The organism is Sphingomonas sp. AC522, assembly GCF_979258125.1.
The window spans coordinates 3,247,230-3,263,456 of the sequence record NZ_OZ409836.1; the positions used below are offsets into that span (position 1 = coordinate 3,247,230).

General features: G+C 64.9%; 18 protein-coding genes. 16 read left to right on the top strand and 2 right to left on the bottom strand.

Annotation, left to right across the window (positions count from 1 at the left end; genetic code table 11):
• The first annotated feature begins 103 nt into the window (after positions 1-103).
• From hisB to ACZZZM_RS16270, 12 genes are all read left to right on the top strand, one after another.
• Positions 104-709 carry an imidazoleglycerol-phosphate dehydratase HisB gene (gene hisB, locus ACZZZM_RS16215; protein WP_463596109.1) on the top strand — a complete coding sequence of 202 codons (606 nt, stop codon included), beginning with the start codon at positions 104-106 and terminating at the stop codon, positions 707-709.
• A 97-nt stretch (positions 710-806) separates the two neighbouring features.
• On the top strand, positions 807-1,409 hold the full coding sequence (gene hisH, locus ACZZZM_RS16220) for an imidazole glycerol phosphate synthase subunit HisH (RefSeq protein WP_463596110.1): 603 nt from the start codon (positions 807-809) through the stop codon (positions 1,407-1,409).
• On the top strand, positions 1,397-2,143 hold the full coding sequence (hisA, locus tag ACZZZM_RS16225; protein ID WP_463596111.1) for a 1-(5-phosphoribosyl)-5-[(5-phosphoribosylamino)methylideneamino]imidazole-4-carboxamide isomerase: 747 nt from the start codon (positions 1,397-1,399) through the stop codon (positions 2,141-2,143). Before hisH ends, hisA begins: the two co-directional genes overlap by 13 nt.
• Before the next feature lie 154 nt (positions 2,144-2,297).
• Positions 2,298-3,062 carry an imidazole glycerol phosphate synthase subunit HisF gene (gene hisF, locus ACZZZM_RS16230; protein WP_463596112.1) on the top strand — a complete coding sequence of 255 codons (765 nt, stop codon included), beginning with the start codon at positions 2,298-2,300 and terminating at the stop codon, positions 3,060-3,062.
• Between the two features lie 146 nt (positions 3,063-3,208).
• Positions 3,209-3,415, top strand: coding sequence for a hypothetical protein (locus ACZZZM_RS16235; RefSeq protein WP_463596113.1), 207 nt, complete (start codon positions 3,209-3,211; stop codon positions 3,413-3,415).
• Positions 3,416-3,446: 31 nt separating this feature from the next.
• Positions 3,447-3,767 (top strand): phosphoribosyl-ATP diphosphatase, encoded by a 321-nt coding sequence (locus ACZZZM_RS16240; protein WP_463596114.1) that lies wholly within the window; start codon positions 3,447-3,449, stop codon positions 3,765-3,767.
• Positions 3,757-4,134 carry a histidine triad nucleotide-binding protein gene (locus ACZZZM_RS16245; RefSeq protein ID WP_463596115.1) on the top strand — a complete coding sequence of 126 codons (378 nt, stop codon included), beginning with the start codon at positions 3,757-3,759 and terminating at the stop codon, positions 4,132-4,134. The genes ACZZZM_RS16240 and ACZZZM_RS16245 overlap by 11 nt, the downstream gene beginning before the upstream one ends.
• An 86-nt stretch (positions 4,135-4,220) precedes the next feature.
• On the top strand, positions 4,221-5,762 hold the full coding sequence (locus ACZZZM_RS16250) for an amino acid permease (RefSeq protein WP_463596116.1): 1,542 nt from the start codon (positions 4,221-4,223) through the stop codon (positions 5,760-5,762).
• Between the two features lie 145 nt (positions 5,763-5,907).
• Complete coding sequence (locus ACZZZM_RS16255; RefSeq protein ID WP_463596117.1) at positions 5,908-6,861, top strand: AraC family transcriptional regulator; 954 nt, start codon at positions 5,908-5,910, stop codon at positions 6,859-6,861.
• A gap of 101 nt (positions 6,862-6,962) precedes the next feature.
• Positions 6,963-7,769, top strand: coding sequence for a class I SAM-dependent methyltransferase (locus ACZZZM_RS16260; protein ID WP_463596118.1), 807 nt, complete (start codon positions 6,963-6,965; stop codon positions 7,767-7,769).
• 344 nt (positions 7,770-8,113) lie between these two features.
• On the top strand, positions 8,114-9,007 hold the full coding sequence (locus ACZZZM_RS16265) for a hypothetical protein (RefSeq protein WP_463596119.1): 894 nt from the start codon (positions 8,114-8,116) through the stop codon (positions 9,005-9,007).
• Positions 9,004-10,014 carry a hypothetical protein gene (locus ACZZZM_RS16270; RefSeq protein ID WP_463596120.1) on the top strand — a complete coding sequence of 337 codons (1,011 nt, stop codon included), beginning with the start codon at positions 9,004-9,006 and terminating at the stop codon, positions 10,012-10,014. The genes ACZZZM_RS16265 and ACZZZM_RS16270 overlap by 4 nt, the downstream gene beginning before the upstream one ends.
• Here ACZZZM_RS16270 and ACZZZM_RS16275 read toward each other — a convergent pair.
• Positions 9,986-10,981: an adenosine kinase gene (locus ACZZZM_RS16275; protein WP_463596121.1), complete on the bottom strand. Its 996-nt coding sequence runs from the start codon at positions 10,979-10,981 to the stop codon at positions 9,986-9,988. The two genes, ACZZZM_RS16270 and ACZZZM_RS16275, sit on opposite strands and share 29 nt — an antisense overlap.
• A gap of 56 nt (positions 10,982-11,037) precedes the next feature.
• Between ACZZZM_RS16275 and ACZZZM_RS16280 the strand changes: the two genes are divergently transcribed.
• Positions 11,038-11,715, top strand: a complete 678-nt coding sequence (locus ACZZZM_RS16280) for an EI24 domain-containing protein (protein ID WP_463596122.1) — start codon at positions 11,038-11,040, stop codon at positions 11,713-11,715.
• Entirely contained in the window at positions 11,712-12,074 is a 363-nt protein-coding gene (locus ACZZZM_RS16285) for a hypothetical protein (protein WP_463596123.1), read from the top strand. The genes ACZZZM_RS16280 and ACZZZM_RS16285 overlap by 4 nt, the downstream gene beginning before the upstream one ends.
• An 871-nt stretch (positions 12,075-12,945) precedes the next feature.
• Here ACZZZM_RS16285 and queG read toward each other — a convergent pair.
• Positions 12,946-13,998 carry a tRNA epoxyqueuosine(34) reductase QueG gene (gene queG, locus ACZZZM_RS16290; RefSeq protein WP_463596124.1) on the bottom strand — a complete coding sequence of 351 codons (1,053 nt, stop codon included), beginning with the start codon at positions 13,996-13,998 and terminating at the stop codon, positions 12,946-12,948.
• A gap of 42 nt (positions 13,999-14,040) precedes the next feature.
• Here queG and ACZZZM_RS16295 point away from each other — a divergent pair, with 42 nt between their 5' ends.
• Both ACZZZM_RS16295 and ACZZZM_RS16300 read left to right on the top strand, forming a co-directional pair.
• Entirely contained in the window at positions 14,041-14,958 is a 918-nt protein-coding gene (locus ACZZZM_RS16295) for an ABC transporter ATP-binding protein (RefSeq protein ID WP_463596125.1), read from the top strand.
• Positions 14,955-16,205, top strand: coding sequence for an ABC transporter permease (locus ACZZZM_RS16300; protein ID WP_463596126.1), 1,251 nt, complete (start codon positions 14,955-14,957; stop codon positions 16,203-16,205). The genes ACZZZM_RS16295 and ACZZZM_RS16300 overlap by 4 nt, the downstream gene beginning before the upstream one ends.
• Positions 16,206-16,227: the final 22 nt, after the last annotated feature.

Below are 16,227 nucleotides of genomic sequence, written 5' to 3' on the forward strand. Positions count from 1 at the left end.
TGGGTAGCGGCTCCGGCCAAGGGGTCAAGGCGCATGCGCCGGGTTGCCCACCGCAAAGCAACGCTATTTTGCTTGTGGCGGCGCTATGGCTATGGGGGAGGCCATGCGCCCACCTTCTTCTCCCAGAACTGCCACGATCAGCCGCAAGACGAGCGAAACCTCGATCGACGTGACCGTCAATCTCGACGGGACCGGCGCATATACTGTCTCGACCGGCATCGGCTTTTTCGATCACATGCTCGAGCAGCTTAGCCGCCACTCCCTGATCGATCTCCAGGTCAAGACCGTCGGCGACCTCCACATCGATCAGCATCACACCGTCGAAGACACCGGAATCGCGATCGGCGAGGCGGTCGCCAAGGCGCTCGGCGACAAGGCCGGCATCCGCCGCTACGCCGACGCGCTCTCGCCGATGGACGAGACGCTCACCCGCGTCGCGATCGACATTTCCGGACGGCCTTTCCTAGTCTTCAAGACCGAGTTTACCCAGAAGCGCCTTGGCGAAATGGACACCGAGATGTTCGAACACTGGTTCCACAGCTTCGCCCAAGCCGCTGGAATCACGCTCCACGTCGAGACGCTCTACGGCTCGAACAACCACCACATCGCCGAAGCCGCGTTCAAGGGCCTCGCCCGCGCGCTGCGCGAAGCCGTCGAGATCGACCCGCGCAAGGCCGGCGCGATCCCGAGCACCAAGGGGGTGTTGTGAAAAATCCGTCATCCCGGCGAAAGCCGGGATCTCGTGCCGCAAATCGTTCGCTCTCATTGCCTGAGATCCCGGCGTTCGCCGGGATGACGGTCTCCGCATGACCGTCGCCCTCATCGATTACGGCGCGGGCAATCTCCACTCGGTTCACAACGCGCTCAAGGCAGCCGGCGCCACGGACCTGGCGATCACTGCCGATCCCGAAGCCGTCACCCGCGCCGATCGCATCGTCCTGCCCGGCGTCGGCGCCTTCGCCGCATGCATGTCAGGCCTCGCCGCAATCCCCGGCATGGTCGATGCCCTTGAACAGCGCGTGCTCCGCGACGCCGCACCCTTTCTCGGCGTATGCGTCGGCATGCAGCTCATGGCCGAGCGCGGCGAGGAGCTTGGCGGCCACCCGGGGCTCGGCTGGATCAAGGGCGCCGTGCGCCAACTCCCCCCCTCCCCCGAGATCCGCGTGCCGCACATGGGCTGGAACGACGTCGTCCCCCTTCGTCCGCATCCGCTGATCGAGCCCGGCGAGGCCTATTTTCTCCACAGCTTCTCGTTCGAAGGCGAAGACGTCCTCGCCACCACCGAGCATGGCGGCCCGGTCACCGCGGCGATCGGCCGCGACAACATGATCGGCGTCCAGTTCCACCCCGAAAAGAGCCAGCGCTATGGCATCGCGCTGCTGGAGAGATTCCTGAAATGGAAGCCGTAAGTTCTGCCCTGATCGTCTTCCCCGCGATCGATTTGAAAGCCGGCCAGGTCGTCCGCCTGGCTGAAGGCGATATGGACCGTGCCACCATCTATGGCGACAATCCCACCGCCCAGGCTGAAGCCTTCCAGCAAGCCGGCGCCGAATGGCTCCACGTCGTGGATTTGGACGGCGCCTTCGCCGGCGAGTCGGTCAACGGTGCCGCGGTGGCAGGAATCCTCGAGCGTTTCGGCGGCAAGATCCAGCTGGGCGGCGGCATCCGCACGCGCGAATCGGCCGAGCGCTGGCTCGATCTCGGCGTCGAGCGCGTCGTCATCGGCACCGCCGCGCTCGAACACCCCGATCTCGTCCGCGAAGTGGCGCGCGACAATCCCGGCCGCATCGTCGTCGCCGTCGACGCCCGCGACGGACTGGTAGCCACGCATGGCTGGGCCGATGTCTCCAACGTGTCGGTGGTCGATCTCGCCCGCCGCTTCGAGGACGCCGGCGTCGCCGCCTTGCTGTTCACCGATGTCGGCCGCGATGGACTGCTCAAGGGCTGCAATGTCGAAGCCACCGTCGCGCTCGCCCGCGCCGTGACGATCCCGGTCATCGCCAGCGGCGGCGTCACCGACATCGCCGATATCCACGCGCTGCGCAGCCATGTCGCCGACGGCGTCGAAGGCGTCATTACCGGCCGTGCGCTGTACGACGGCCGGCTCGACCTGAGCTGGGCGATCGAGGTGGCGAAGGGATGAGGGGCGCTTTCTTGATCCTCCCCGGCACGGGGAGGGGGACCAGCCGCAGGCTGGTGGAGGGGGCTCTCCGCCAGCGATCTCCTCTGGGGCACGCCCCATCCACCACCGGCTTCGTCGGCGGTCCCTCTCCACGTGCCGGGGAGGAATTTTCCGCATGACCGTCCGAGCCCGCGTCATCCCCTGCCTCGACGTCGCCAACGGTCGTGTCGTCAAGGGCGTCAACTTCGTCGACCTGATCGACGCTGGCGACCCCGTCGAGCAGGCCCGCGCCTATGACGCCGCCGGGGCGGACGAGCTTTGCTTCCTCGACATCACCGCCAGCCATGAAGCCCGCGGCACGATGGTCGATGTCGTCCGCCGCACTGCCGAAGTCTGCTTCATGCCGCTGACCGTCGGCGGCGGCGTTCGCACCGTCGACGACGCCCGCGCACTGCTGCTTGCCGGCGCGGACAAGGTCGCGGTCAATTCCGCCGCGGTCTCGCGCCCCGAAGTCGTCGCCGAGATCGCCGAGCGCATGGGCAGCCAGTGCGTCGTCGCCTCGGTCGATGCGCGGCGCGTCGGCGATCACTGGGAAGTCTTCACGCATGGCGGCCGCAAGGCCACTGGCATCGACGCCGTCGAGCACGCCCTCCGCCTCGCCCATCTCGGCGCAGGCGAACTCCTCGTCACTTCGATGGACCGCGATGGCACCCGCGACGGCTATGACTTGGAGCTGATCCGCAGCATCGCCGACCAGGTCACCGTGCCCGTCATCGCCTCGGGCGGCGTCGGCAATCTCCAGCATCTCGTCCAGGGCATTCAGCAAGGCCACGCGTCAGCCGTGCTGGCAGCGAGTATCTTCCATTTCGGCGAATCCACCATCGCCGAGGCGCATGCCGCGCTGGCGAAGGCGGGAATCCCGGTCCGCTCAGAGCGCTGATCACCCTCACCCTTCCGCGGCTGCGCCGCTCCGTCCCTCTCCCGTCGGGAGAGGGAAGGGGCCCGCGAGGCGGAGCCGAGTGGGAAGGGTGAGGGTGGTGGAGGAGCTTAACCCTTCCCCAACCCCCCTCCGCTAAAACTCACCCCATGCTCCGCTACGCCATCCCTCTCCTCCTCATCGCCGCACCCGCGCTCGCCGACGAGCCGCCGCACTCAGGCGTGGCCGGCACGCGCTCGATGCCCGAGCTCTCCGACATCCTTCTCGCCGCTTGCGCCGCCGGGGGCCTGTGGTTCGTTCGCAGCCGCATGCGCGCGCGCTTCCGCAAGGCCCCGAAGGTCAGCACCGAGGATTGACTTGGCTCTCCGGCTCAAGCAGCCGGGAACCATGGCCGATACGCTCGACACCCTCGAACAGACGATCCGCGAACGCCGCCTGGGCGATCCCGCCTCCTCTTACGTCGCGAAGCTGACCGCCAAGGGGCGCTTCAAGATCGCGCAGAAGCTGGGCGAAGAAGCCACCGAGACCGTCATCGCCGCTGTTGCCCAAGACCAGGCCGCGCTGACCAGCGAAGCCGCCGATCTCCTCTTCCACTTGCTCGTCCTCCTCGCCGATGCCGGCGTGTCGCTGGACGACGTCCGCGCCGAACTCGCCCGCCGCGAAGGCGTGTCGGGTCTGGATGAAAAGGCCGCCCGCAATGCCGATTGACGCCACCCAGCCCTATGATCCAGACAATATCTTCGCACGCATCCTTCGCGGCGAGATTCCCAACAAGACCGTATACGAAGACGAATTCGCCCTCGCCTTCCACGATATCGCGCCCCAGGCACCGCGCCACATCCTGGTGATCCCCAAGGGCGCCTATGTCTCATGGGACGATTTCTCCACCCGCGCGGCGGACTCCGAGATCGCCGGTTTCGTCCGCGCCGTCGGGCATGTCGCGCGCGCGGCGGGGATGGTCGAGCCGGGCTACCGCCTGCTTGCCAATGTCGGCCAACATGGCGGGCAGGAAGTCCCGCATCTGCATGTGCACATATTTGCGGGCGCGCCCTTGGGGCCGATGCTGGCGCGATAACGGCTTGCGCCTCCCCGATTTGCGGCTAGGCTCGCGGCTTTCAATCGTAAGGCGGCGCGCCAGATGCCGCTTCTAGGGGACCTTCCATGATATTCGGGCGTGTAAAATCACTCGACGCTATCTTGCGTACAGCGGAGAAGAAATCGCTCCACCGTACGCTCGGCGCGTTCCAGCTGACCATGCTGGGCATCGGGGCCGTCATCGGCACCGGCATCTTCGTTCTCACGGCAGAGGCAGCGCAGAAAGCGGGCCCGGGCATGATGGTCTCGTTCATCATCGCCGGCTTCGTCTGCGCCTTCGCCGCGCTCTGCTATGCCGAAATGGCCTCGATGGTGCCGGTCTCCGGCTCGGCCTACACCTATAGCTATGCCGTGATGGGCGAACTGATCGCGTGGATGGTCGGCTGGGCGCTGATCCTCGAATATGCCGTGGCCGCAGGGGCCGTCTCGGTCGGCTGGGCAGGCTATGTGATAGGCCTGATCGAGCATGCCGCAGGGATAGACATACCCGATACCTTCGTGCTCGGGCCGTTCGATGGCGGCATGATCAACTTGCCCGCAATGGCGATCGCCGGCCTGGTCACCTGGCTGCTGGTCATCGGCACCAAGGAAAGCGCCACAGTCAACGCTGTGCTGGTCGCGATCAAGGTGACTGCGCTCACCGCGTTCATCCTGCTGGCGGTGCCGGTCATGAATTCCGAGCAGTTCTCGCCATTCGCTCCCACCGGCTTTGTCGGCATTTCGATGGCCGCGGCTTCGATTTTCTTCGCCTATGTCGGCTTCGATGCGGTCTCGACCGCTGCCGAGGAAACCAAGAACCCCCAGCGCAACATGCCGATCGGCCTGATCGGTTCTCTCGCCGTCTGCACCATCTTCTATCTGCTGGTCGCCGCCGGCGTGATCGGCGCGCCAGGCCTCAGCACCCAGCCGGTCACAGGACCGCTTGGTCAGGTGCTCGATCCCGGCAGCCGCGAGCTTGCCGCACAGTGCGCCACGCGCGCGGCGGAAGGCTTCAAGGACGTGGTCTGCTCGAAGGAAGCGCTGGCGTTCACGCTGCGTGAAATCGGCTGGCCGCAGATCGGCAACCTACTCGGCCTAGCCGCCGGTCTGGCCCTGCCTTCGGTCATCCTGATGATGATGTTCGGCCAGACCCGCATCTTCTTCGTAATGAGCCGTGACGGCCTGCTTCCGCAGTCCTTCTCGAAGATCCACCCCAAGTATAACACACCCTATGTGATCACGATCATCACCGGCATCGCAGTGGCATTGTTCGCCGCGTTCTTCCCGGTCGGTCAGCTCGCCAACATCTCGAACTCGGGCACGCTGTTCGCATTCGCAGCGGTCTCGATCGCAGTGATGGTGCTGCGCCGCACCGATCCCAGCCGCAAGCGTCCGTTCCGCACGCCGCTGGTGGCGATCACCGCGCCGATCGCGATCCTGGGCTGCGTCTATTTGTTCGCCAGCCTCGATCACAAGAGCATCTACCTCTTCCTGATCTGGGCAGTGATCGGCCTGGCCGTCTATTTCGGCTACAGCCGTTCGCGCAGCCATGTCGGCCGCGGGCTCGACGAAGTGCATGAGCACGAGGCCTATGAAGAGCTCGATCCCCCGGTGCCGGGTACGCACTGAGGCTAAAGCCGAACGAGAAAGGGGCCGGGGGAGCAATCCTCCGGCCCTTTGCTTTGGTCGCATACCCGTCTCAGCAGAATTGCCGTATGCCGCACCCCCAACATAGCCTGCACAATGGCGAAGATGCCAAAGGGGGCCGGTTTCAGTGAATGTGCTCGACGAGATATTCGCCTCACTGCGGCTGAACGGGGGCGTGGTGTTCGACACGCGGACGACCGGCGACTGGTGCGTCGTCTCGCAGATGACGCCCGAGGATTGCGCCCCCTATTTCCCGATCCCGCTCGACATCATCTCCTATCATTATGTGCGAAAGGGCCGGATCTTCTCGCAGATCGCCGGCGAGGAAGTGATCGAGCTGCGGGAAGGATCGATGATCTTCTTCCCGCGCAACCAGCCGCATTTCCTGTTCACTCGCCCGGGCGAGGCGCCCATCGATATCGCTCGGTTTGTCGGCCGCGACCCCGGTGCGCCGATCAACCGCATCACGATGGATTTCGGCGGCGAGGAAGCCGATTGCTATTGCGGCTGGCTCGGCGTGCTGAGCGGCAACCATCCCCTGCTCGATGCGCTGCCCGGTGCACTCGTCGTCGGCAGGGAAACGCTCTCGGCCGATTGGCTGGACAGCTCGTTGCGGGTCGCGGCCGGTGAGCTGCATTCGGCCCCGATCATGGTCGCCCGCATCTCCGAGCTCTTCTTTACCCATGCCGTACGGCAATATGCCGAGAGCCTGGCCGAGGGTCAGGGCGGCTGGCTCGCCGGACTGCGCGACCCTGCAGTCGCCCGCGCGCTGTCGGTGATCCACGCGCGTTATGCCGACGATCTCGATGTCGACACGCTCGCGCGCGAAGCCGGCGTGTCGCGCACCGTGCTGGGCGAGCGCTTCGCCGAACTGCTCGGCGAGCCCCCGATGCGCTATTGCGCACGATGGCGAATGCGTGTCGCGGCCAATCGGCTGCTCGAGGGAGACAATGCCGCGGCGATAGCCTGCGGCGTCGGCTTCGCCTCGGAAGCGGCATTCAACCGCGCCTTCAAGCGCGAATATGGCGAGCCGCCCGCCACCTGGAAGCGCCATACCGAAAAGCTCGCCGCGGCCGCCTGAGCAGTTCCGGCGTCTCGGTCAATCATTCCGGCGGCGCGGACATATACGCTTGCCGGGCCAATCTTTAGCCGGCGCCCCTCCATGCAAGAGGAGTATTCAAGATGAACCCGAACAAGGCCCTTTGGGAAAAAGGCGATTTCACGCGCCTGGCGGCGACGATGCGCGAAAGCGGCGACGAACTGATCGAGAGTCTGGGCGTCACCCCCGCCATGCAAGTGCTCGATCTCGGCTGCGGCGACGGCACCACTGCCCTGCCCTCGGCCCGCCGCGGCGCGAACGTGCTCGGCGTCGATATTGCGTCGAACCTCGTCTCCGCAGGCAATCGCCGCGCCCAGGAGGCCGGCCTCGCAAACCTCCGCTTCGAGGAAGGCGACGCTTCGCAACTGACCGGCCTTGCAGATGATCGCTTCGATCTGGTGGTGAGCATCTTCGGCGCGATGTTTGCCCCCCGCCCCGAGGATGTCGCAAGCGAGATGGTCCGCGTCACGCGTCCTGGCGGCCGCATCGTCATGGGCAATTGGATTCCCGGCGATCCCACGCTGATCGCGCACATCCTCAAGACCTGCGCCGCCTACACGCCCGCGCCGCCCGCCGGCTTCATCAGCCCGGTGACTTGGGGTCTGGAGGAAAGGGTCCGCGAGCGTTTCGGCGCGGCGGGCATTGCCCAGGACGCAATCTCCTGCGAGCGCGCGACCTACACCTTCCGCTATCCCGGCAAGCCCGCGGATTTCCTGACGGTGTTCCGCGACTATTACGGCCCGACGATGAATGCCTTCGAGGCCGCCGAAGCATCCGGCCGCCGCGCCGAACTTCAGGCCGAACTCCAGCAATTGTTCGAAAGCCAGAACCGCGGCGCGGACACCACCGAGATCCCGGCGACCTATTTGAAGGTCGTCGTCCGGGTTTAAGCAGAATGGCCTGGGCGTCATGCGCCAGACCGACGGCGAAGATGAAAGGCCGGGAGGGCACCCTCCCGGTCTTTCTTTTTACACGACATCCCCACCACAGTGGATGTAACCTTCCACCGAAACGGAGAATAAACTCGGCAAAGCGCGATAGACATGGCGAAACATCGTCCATAGCAAAGGCGTGATCGGTTTGCGCTGGAAGTATTAGCTTACAATTCGATCAGCGATTTCGTGAAGCGTATTTGGGGGCCGGTTACAAATCCGAACCATCACGGGCGCCAGTCTATGCGTATCTTCAGCGCCACGGTCCGCCGTCGCGTAATGTATAGACGCGAGGGGGCAAGATGGCGACGATCAATCCGCAACGGTTCGGTATCGGCGATTTCGTGCGTACCGCTGGCGGAATATGGATGTTCGTCTTCCTTGGAGGGTCTCTGACCGCCCTCCTGGTGTGGCTTATGATCCTTCCGCAGAACGCCAACAACAAACCGACGCTGACCGCTTTGGTAGTTTTGCTCGGCGCGATTTTGGGCGCGCTCCTGGCCATGCATCATGCCCAGAAGATCGATCCGAAATTTCGCGATCACAATTTTCCCAGGCCGGTCCGCGATGCGCTGGAAGTCTTCGATTACAAGAAGAACGCGTTTCTGGGTGTCGCCAGCGGATTCAGCTGTCTTTACGTGCTCGGTTTCCTGATCGCGATCGAGGGTTTCCCGCCGGTCGGGAATGACGGTTGGCCGCTGTCCCTCCTGGTCATGCTGGTCACCGCTGCAACGATCGGTGGGCAGACCTATTTCGCAGTCCGCTACGCATCGTTCGTGCGAATGCTGGTCGCTATCAGCGCGATGCTGACGGCCGACCGTACGAGCCCCTCCCAGGCGAAGCAGGGCCTGATCGGCGATCTGCGTGAATCCGTATTCCGCGACGAACAGCTTTACGAGCCACCAGGCAATATCTTCGTGACGATGGGGATCACGGCGACGTTCCTGGGGCTCGCGGTCGGGCTATCGACGATGGACCTCACTGCGATCTCGCAGAATAAGGACTTCTCCACCGCCACGTCCTTCGTCGGCTGCATGGGACTTGCGCTCGGCATCAGCATGCTCGGCGTGCTCGTCGCGATGGCGGCGCAATGGCTGCGCGGGCACGGTCCCCGGCTTTCGACCGAGTTGCTGCTCGAGCGGGCGCTTCAAACCGTCGAAGCGCCCGCCGCGGCCGGCCATCAGGCCGCACCATGAAGGGCAAGAAGTTCAACATCTGGATCGCTTATTCGGATCTGTTCACCAATCTCTCGACTTTCCTGTTCATCGCCGCGCTGGGCGTCTTCGCCTCGCTGGGATCGCTGGCAGGAGAGGGCCCGGAACCAGCCGATCCGTGCACTATCCCAGCCGAAGTCGAGCAGCGGCTGGGCGCAACGGGCATGCTTGTCCCGATCGAGGCGCCCAAGCGGGTCGGAAGTTCATGCCGCCGCTATTACAAGATCGACGGCTACCGGTTTCATTCGCGACTGGCTAAACCCGAAGAGTTCAGGGCCGGCGGCAAGCGCCTTGCGATGGAAGAGGCGCGCAAGCGGGTGTGCGAACCCTTGTGGCTGACGCTCGGGCTGCAGGTATTCGACAACCAGCAGGGGCGGATCATCCTCCACGGCGTCGGCCGCGGCGATAATGACTGGAAGAGCGGCTCACCCCAATGCCGGTCCGAGCTCAAGATGCCGGCGACCAACCTTCTGCACTATGGCCCCGAAACGGCTCGTAAGAAGATCGACGAATGCTATGCCAAAATCGATGCAGGCAATATCTGCATCGAGGTAGACAGGTGCCGCAAGGAGACCCGCGAGGGTGTATTGCCGGCGATGACCCCCATCTGTCGTCAGATCCTGGCGGTGCGCGCTTGGAACGTCGCGGAAAACAGCGAATGCCTGCGCAAGACCGCCGCAGCGCAGGCCCAGACGATCGCCAGCATCTGCGAGGCACTGCCCTCGTGGAAGTATTTCCCCGACGGCGAATTCGTCAATGGCCAGATGTCGCAGTTTGCCCGCTTCGAGGAGACGCGGCCCACATTGTGGCGGCGCGCAGGCATTAGCGGCTTCGCAAAGGACGCGCCGGTGACCGCGTCGCTAGACGACGCCGCGCAGGCGACGCTCTCGGCGCTGCCAGCAGGAACGGTGGTCGTCGAGGTACGGCTGGGCACGGACAAAGCCGCACCCAGCGCGTCCATTAGGCGATTTCCGCCGCCAGTTTTTTGAGGTCCGCCTCGGCGCGCGCGCCGTAATGCTGGATGATCTCTGCCGCGCAGACCGCGCCGAGCGTCAGCGACTCCTTCAAGCCCCGGCCCTGCGCCTGGCCGAACAGGAAGCCCGCCGCAAACATGTCGCCGGCGCCGGTGGTGTCGACCAGCCGCGCGATCGGCTCGGCGCCGACTTCGACGCGCTCGGTGCCCTGCAGTGCCATCGCGCCCTGCTCGCCGCGGGTGACGACCAGCAGCGGCACCTTGCCATGGATATGCTCGACTGCCTGTTCGAAGCTCTCATGCTCGCAAAGCGCCAGCAATTCGCTTTCATTGGCAAACAGGATGTCGATCAGCCCGTCCTCGATCAGCTTGCGGAAATCGTCGCCGTGGCGCGAGATGCAGAAGACGTCGCTGAGCGTGAAGGCCACCTTGCGGCCGTTGGCGCGCGCCACTTCGATTGCCTTCTTCATCGCCGCGCGCGGCTCTTCAGGGTCCCACAGATACCCCTCGAGATAGAGGATCGCGCCATCGGCGATCAGTTCGAGATCGAGCGCGCTTTCGGGCAGGAACTGCGAGGCCCCGAGAAAGGTATTCATCGTCCGCTGCCCGTCGGGCGTGACGAAGATCAGGCAGCGCGCCGTGGTCGGCTGGCCGGGGCGCACTGCAGTATCGTAATGCACGCCGGCGGCGCGCAGATCGTGCGCGAACACCGCGCCCAATTGATCGTCGGCGACCTGCCCGATGAACGCCGCCTTGCCGCCCATCGCGGCGATGCCGGCGACGGTGTTGCCGGCCGAGCCGCCCGATACTTCGCGGCCCGGGCCCATCTTGGCATAGAGCGCATCGGCTTCCTCGGGCGAGAAGATCAGTTGCATCGAGCCCTTGGCGACGCCGATTTCCTCGATGAAGCTGTCCTCCGCCTGAGCGAGGATGTCGACGATCGCATTGCCGATGGCGACCACGTCATAGGTAGGGCTGGTCAAGTTTGTGCTCCAATTAAGTTGCGTCGAGGCACTAGAGAGGGGCAGAGACAAGCGCAATGATCCAGGCGTTCTTCCTCTCGCTGGGGCAATTGCTCGATCGCCCGGTGGCGATGGTCTTTCTCAAGTCGCTGCTTGTCACGATCGTGCTGTTCGCAGTGCTTGGCGTCGGCCTGTGGTATGGCGTGCATTGGGCGACCGACCGCTGGATCGGCGCCAACGCGGGCACCTTTGCCGATATCGCGGTGATCGTCGTGATCCTGGGCGCGCACTGGCTGCTGTTCCGCGCCATCGCGATCGGCGTGATCGGCATCTTCGCCGACGAAATCGTCGCCGCGGTCGAGGCCAAGCATTATCCCGGCGCGCATGCCGACGCCCGCGACGTACCGCTCGGCCGCTCGATCGCGATGGGCCTCGGATCGGGGCTCAGGATCATCCTGATAAACCTGGCGCTCTCGCCCATCTATCTCGCTTTGCTGATCACCGGCGTGGGCACCGCGATCGCCTTTTTCGTCGTCAATTCCTGGCTGCTGGGACGCGACCTGGGCGATATGGTCGCGGCGCGGCACATGAAAGTGGGCGAATTGCCCAAATGGCGGAGCCGAACCGTGTTTCGGCGGTTCGTGCTGGGCATGTTCGGCACCGGGCTGTTGCTCGTGCCGGTGCTCAACTTCATTGCCCCCGTAATCGGCGCGGCGATGGCAACCCACGCATTTCACAGAGGCAAGCGCGCATGAGGTTCTGGATTTTGGTCGGCACGCTGGCGCTGGCGGCCTGTGGCGGTGAGACCGCCCCGGTGCGCTCGGCCGGCTATGTGCCGGTGCCGAGCAACGCGCCTCCGCCCCCCGCCAGCGTCTCGGCGATCAGCGGCCAGAACGCAGCGCGCCTGGTCGCCCAATTCGGCAAGCCGCACCTCGACATGACCGAGGGCAATGCCCGCAAACTCCAGTTCGCCGGCCCGATCTGCGTCCTCGACGCCTATCTCTACCCCAAAGGCCGCGGCGAGCCGGTTGTCACCTATATTGACACCCGCCAACGAACCGGCGGCCCGATCGATCAAGCCAGCTGTGTGGCGGCACTGGCGAAGCGGCCTTGATCAATCGACTGACGCGCGTCGGGCGGTAATCGGCTCACGCCCCGATCAATATCGTTTCACCACACTTATCGAATAAGCGCCCGCGCTATCTGCACCACGCCCCTGAACTTGCACCACCATGTCTCGGTCGGTTCGCGAAATCGCGCAGTAGCGAGCGCTCGCTCCTTGGCCCCTGTCACCCCCGCCGCCTAAATTCCCTCCGGTCCCTCCGCCGGCATTGGTGCTTTTCACGGCGATGAATATGTCGGCCGCGGATTGTATATTGACGCAAAAGGAGGTGCCCTGGGGCACTCGAAGCAGCCATTCGTCGAAAGGTCGGGACGGCCCCAGGAGCGGGGAATTGCCTCCCTGCACATCGCTGGCAGATAGAGCGCCGGCGCCGCTGGAACCCACGGCAAGAATACCCAGCCTCGGGACAGGAGGATCGGCCATCTCGTCAATGGCTCCCACTGGTCGATCCACTCGCAGCAATCCGGCGAAATTCCCCTCACATATCCTGCGCGAATGTTCCGGGTCGTCGGCTGCCCACTCGCCAGAGGACGCAGGCAGCCTGTAACGATTCGTGCGACAATCCACTTCCATCTTCGTGGCGACCCCCGCGGCGTTTCCGGGCGCAACTATTCGAACCTCCGCGATCCGCGTAGTGCCTGAAGATTGAATGGTCTCGGAATTGACAAACCACGCGGTGTTCCCATTTTCCGGAACAGTGATGTCGACCCATTTCCCTTGGGGAACGTCTTGCGCCGCCGCCAGCAGCGCCGCGCCGGATAGGATTGTCGAAAACCACATTATTCTGCCCCCCGACTATCCAACAGGGCTAGCATGGGTCGTTACGCCCACAAACATTTGATCGCGGGCGCGATTAGGTTCCTCAGCTAAGTTGGCTCAGCCGCTCCAGCGCCCACCCGGCCGCCTCACGCACCGTCTCATCCGCGTCGTCCAGCAACGTCCCCACCGGCCCCACCAGCGCCGCACTCCCGCTATTCCCCGCCGCGATCAGGCAATTTCGCACCATCCGGTCGCGCCCGATCCGCTTGATCGGCGAGCCCGAGAAGACCTCGCGAAACCCCGCATCGTCCAGCGCGAGGAGGTCCGCCAGCGCGGGCGCAGTCAGTTCCGCGCGCGGGGCAAAAGCGAGGTTGGCGCTCGCCGCGGCCGCGAACTTGTTCCACGGGCACACCGCCAGGCAATCGTCGCAGCCATAGATCCGGTTGCCCATCGCGGCGCGGAATTCCTCCGGGATCGGCCCCTTATGCTCGATGGTCAGATAGGAAATGCACCGCCGCGCATCGAGCTGGAACGGCGCCGGAAAGGCATCGGTCGGGCACGCCGCCACGCACGCATTGCAGCTCCCACAAGTCGATTGCTTCGCCGCATCGGGTGCCAGCTCGAGCGTCGTGTAGATCGCCCCCAGGAACAGCCAGCTGCCGTGCTCGCGGCTGACCAGATTGGTATGCTTGCCCTGCCAGCCCAGCCCCGCGGCCTCTGCCAGCGGCTTCTCCATCACCGGCGCGGTATCGACGAACACCTTCACATCGACGTCCTTCGCCGCCCCGACGATCCACCGCGCCAACTCCTTCAGCCGCCGCTTCACGACATCGTGATAATCCTGCCCCTGCGCATAGACCGAAATCCGGCCCGCCTCACCCACTCCGGCCAGCGCCAGCGGATCGCCCGACGGCGCGTAGCTCATCCCCAGCGAGATCACAGAGCGCACCTCCGGCCACAAACCCGCCGGGCTCTCGCGGTGGTGCGCGCGCTCCTCCATCCAGATCATCGATCCGTGCCGCCCACCGCGCAGCCATTCGCGCAGCCGCACGCCCGCGGCCGGCGCGGCGTCGGCGCGCGCGATCCCGCACGCGGCGAACCCGATTTCCGCAGCTTTGGCCTTTATTAGCCCTTCGAGTGGCTTGTCTTCGCGCACGCGCACCCGCTACCACCAAAGCGCATTCGGAGGGGACAGATTTTGAGCAGCCAATTGGCGGTGACCGCCAGCGGCCTCGTCAAGCGTTTCGGGGGCCGCCGCGCAGTCGACGGCGTCGATATCGCAGTGCCGAAGGGCATGATCTATGGCGTGCTCGGCCCCAACGGCGCCGGCAAGACCACGACCTTGCGCATGCTGCTCGGCATCATCGAGCCCGATGGCGGCGAACGTTCGCTGCTGGGCGAGAGCAATCCGCGCGATGCCAGCGATCTGGTCGGCTATCTTCCTGAGGAACGCGGGCTCTATCCCAGCATGAAGTGCCGCGAGGCGATCGCCTTCATGGGTGCGCTACGCGGGCTGCCCTGGGCAGTTGGGCGCAAGCGCGCCTTCGAACTGATGGAAGCCGCGGGGCTGAGCCACGCCGTCGACGACAAGATCCGCAAGCTCTCCAAGGGCATGGCCCAGCTGGTCCAGTTGCTCGGCTCGGTCGTCCACGAACCCAGCCTGCTCGTGCTCGACGAGCCCTTTTCGGGGCTCGACCCGGTCAATCAGGAGCGGCTGGAAAAGCTGATCCGCGCCCAGCGCGATCGCGGCGCGACGATCCTGTTTTCGACGCATGTGATGGCGCATGCCGAGCGGTTGTGCGACCGCATCTCGATCATCGCCGGCGGCAAGGTGCGCTTCGAAGGTACGGTGGACGAGGCCCGCGCGCTGCTGCCGTTCAAGGCGCATTATACCCCACATCATGATGCGGCAGGCGCCGGCGCGCTGCTTCCCGCCGATGCCGAGCGCGAGAATGGCAGCTGGCGCTTCACCATGCCGTCCGAAGGAATCGAAGCATTGCTCGTCCAGCTGATCGACGCCGGGCACGGCATTTCGGGGCTCTCGATCGAACGGCCGGGGCTGCACGATGCCTTCGTCAAGATCGTCGGCGAGCAGGCAGCGGAGGCCGCGGCATGAGCAAGTTCCAGCGGTCACTGCGCCAGACCTTCACTGTCGTCCGCCGCGATTTCACTGCGACGGTGTTCACCCCCACCTTCCTGCTCTTCCTTCTCGCCCCGCTGATCTTTCTCAGCTTCAGCGTCATCGGCGGCCTGGGTGCGGCTTCGATCACTGAGAGCGGCGGCGACAAGCTTCGCATGGTCGTGATCGCGCCCCCCGCCCAGTCGGCAACGCTGATGCAGGTCGACCAGCAGCTTCGTACGCTCTTCCCCAAGCGCAGCGAGCTGACGCCGCCGCCGCTGACCGTGGTGAGCCCCGAAGCCAATCCTGCGGGACAGGCGCGGGCGATGTTCGATTCGCACGAGTTCGAAGCGGCAGCGGTGCTCCATGGCCCGCTCGACAAGCCCGAGATCCTCTATGTGCCCAATGGCTGGAGCGAGGGGCAATATCTCGCCCAACTCGCCGAGCAGGCGTTGCGTACACAGCGGGCCGGCGCCTCCGGCCCGCTCAGCACCGCGACCCGCACCGAAGTCACCCGCGGCCAGCCATCGTTCAGCGGCAAGGGCAAGGTCGCCTCGGCGGGCGTGTTCGGCATCTTCTTCCTGACTTTGTTCCTCTCGGGCCAGGCAGTCGGCACGATGGCCGAGGAGCGCTCGAACAAGGTCATCGAAATCCTCGCCGCCGCAATCCCGCTCGAAAGCGTGTTTTTCGGCAAGCTCATCGCGATGTTCGCGGTTGCGGTGCTGTTCATTGCCTTCTGGGCGACGCTGATCGTCAACGGCGCCAAGCTCATCCCCGATGGCCTGTTCAACGCATTCGGAGAGGCATCGCCGGCGATCGGCCCGATTGCCTTCCCTTTGCTCTTCATCGCCTATTTCACCATGGCCTATATGCTGCTCGGCGCAGTGTTCCTCAGCCTCGGCGCGCAGACCAACACCCAGCGCGAGCTGCAGATGCTGTCCCTGCCGATCACTTTCTTCCAGATGGGCATGTTCGGGCTCGCGCTCGCCGCGACGGCGACTCCGGGCACCTGGGTGGCGTTCGCTGCCGAGGCCTTCCCGTTCAGCTCGCCCTTTGCGATGATCGGCCGCGCCGGCAATTCACCCCTGATCTGGCCCCACCTAGTTGCTCTGGGCTGGCAGGCATTGTGGGTTGTCATCACTGTCACCATCGGTGCCCGCTTGTTCCGCAGAGGCGTTTTGAAATCCGGCAGCCCACCCTTCTGGAAACGCCGCCGCGCCGCTATTGACACTCCTGTCAATTAAGGCATTCTTCTCTCCTTAAAGG

What these genes read in the sequence shown, in the direction of transcription:
- hisB (WP_463596109.1), top strand. Translation starts at nt 104, where the DNA reads ATGCGCCCACCTTCTTCTCCCAGAACTGCCACGATCAGCCGCAAGACG.
- hisH (WP_463596110.1), top strand. Translation starts at nt 807, where the DNA reads ATGACCGTCGCCCTCATCGATTACGGCGCGGGCAATCTCCACTCGGTT.
- hisA (WP_463596111.1), top strand. Translation starts at nt 1,397, where the DNA reads ATGGAAGCCGTAAGTTCTGCCCTGATCGTCTTCCCCGCGATCGATTTG.
- hisF (WP_463596112.1), top strand. Translation starts at nt 2,298, where the DNA reads ATGACCGTCCGAGCCCGCGTCATCCCCTGCCTCGACGTCGCCAACGGT.
- ACZZZM_RS16235 (WP_463596113.1), top strand. Translation starts at nt 3,209, where the DNA reads ATGCTCCGCTACGCCATCCCTCTCCTCCTCATCGCCGCACCCGCGCTC.
- ACZZZM_RS16240 (WP_463596114.1), top strand. Translation starts at nt 3,447, where the DNA reads ATGGCCGATACGCTCGACACCCTCGAACAGACGATCCGCGAACGCCGC.
- ACZZZM_RS16245 (WP_463596115.1), top strand. Translation starts at nt 3,757, where the DNA reads ATGCCGATTGACGCCACCCAGCCCTATGATCCAGACAATATCTTCGCA.
- ACZZZM_RS16250 (WP_463596116.1), top strand. Translation starts at nt 4,221, where the DNA reads ATGATATTCGGGCGTGTAAAATCACTCGACGCTATCTTGCGTACAGCG.
- ACZZZM_RS16260 (WP_463596118.1), top strand. Translation starts at nt 6,963, where the DNA reads ATGAACCCGAACAAGGCCCTTTGGGAAAAAGGCGATTTCACGCGCCTG.
- ACZZZM_RS16265 (WP_463596119.1), top strand. Translation starts at nt 8,114, where the DNA reads ATGGCGACGATCAATCCGCAACGGTTCGGTATCGGCGATTTCGTGCGT.
- ACZZZM_RS16270 (WP_463596120.1), top strand. Translation starts at nt 9,004, where the DNA reads ATGAAGGGCAAGAAGTTCAACATCTGGATCGCTTATTCGGATCTGTTC.
- ACZZZM_RS16280 (WP_463596122.1), top strand. Translation starts at nt 11,038, where the DNA reads ATGATCCAGGCGTTCTTCCTCTCGCTGGGGCAATTGCTCGATCGCCCG.
- ACZZZM_RS16285 (WP_463596123.1), top strand. Translation starts at nt 11,712, where the DNA reads ATGAGGTTCTGGATTTTGGTCGGCACGCTGGCGCTGGCGGCCTGTGGC.
- ACZZZM_RS16300 (WP_463596126.1), top strand. Translation starts at nt 14,955, where the DNA reads ATGAGCAAGTTCCAGCGGTCACTGCGCCAGACCTTCACTGTCGTCCGC.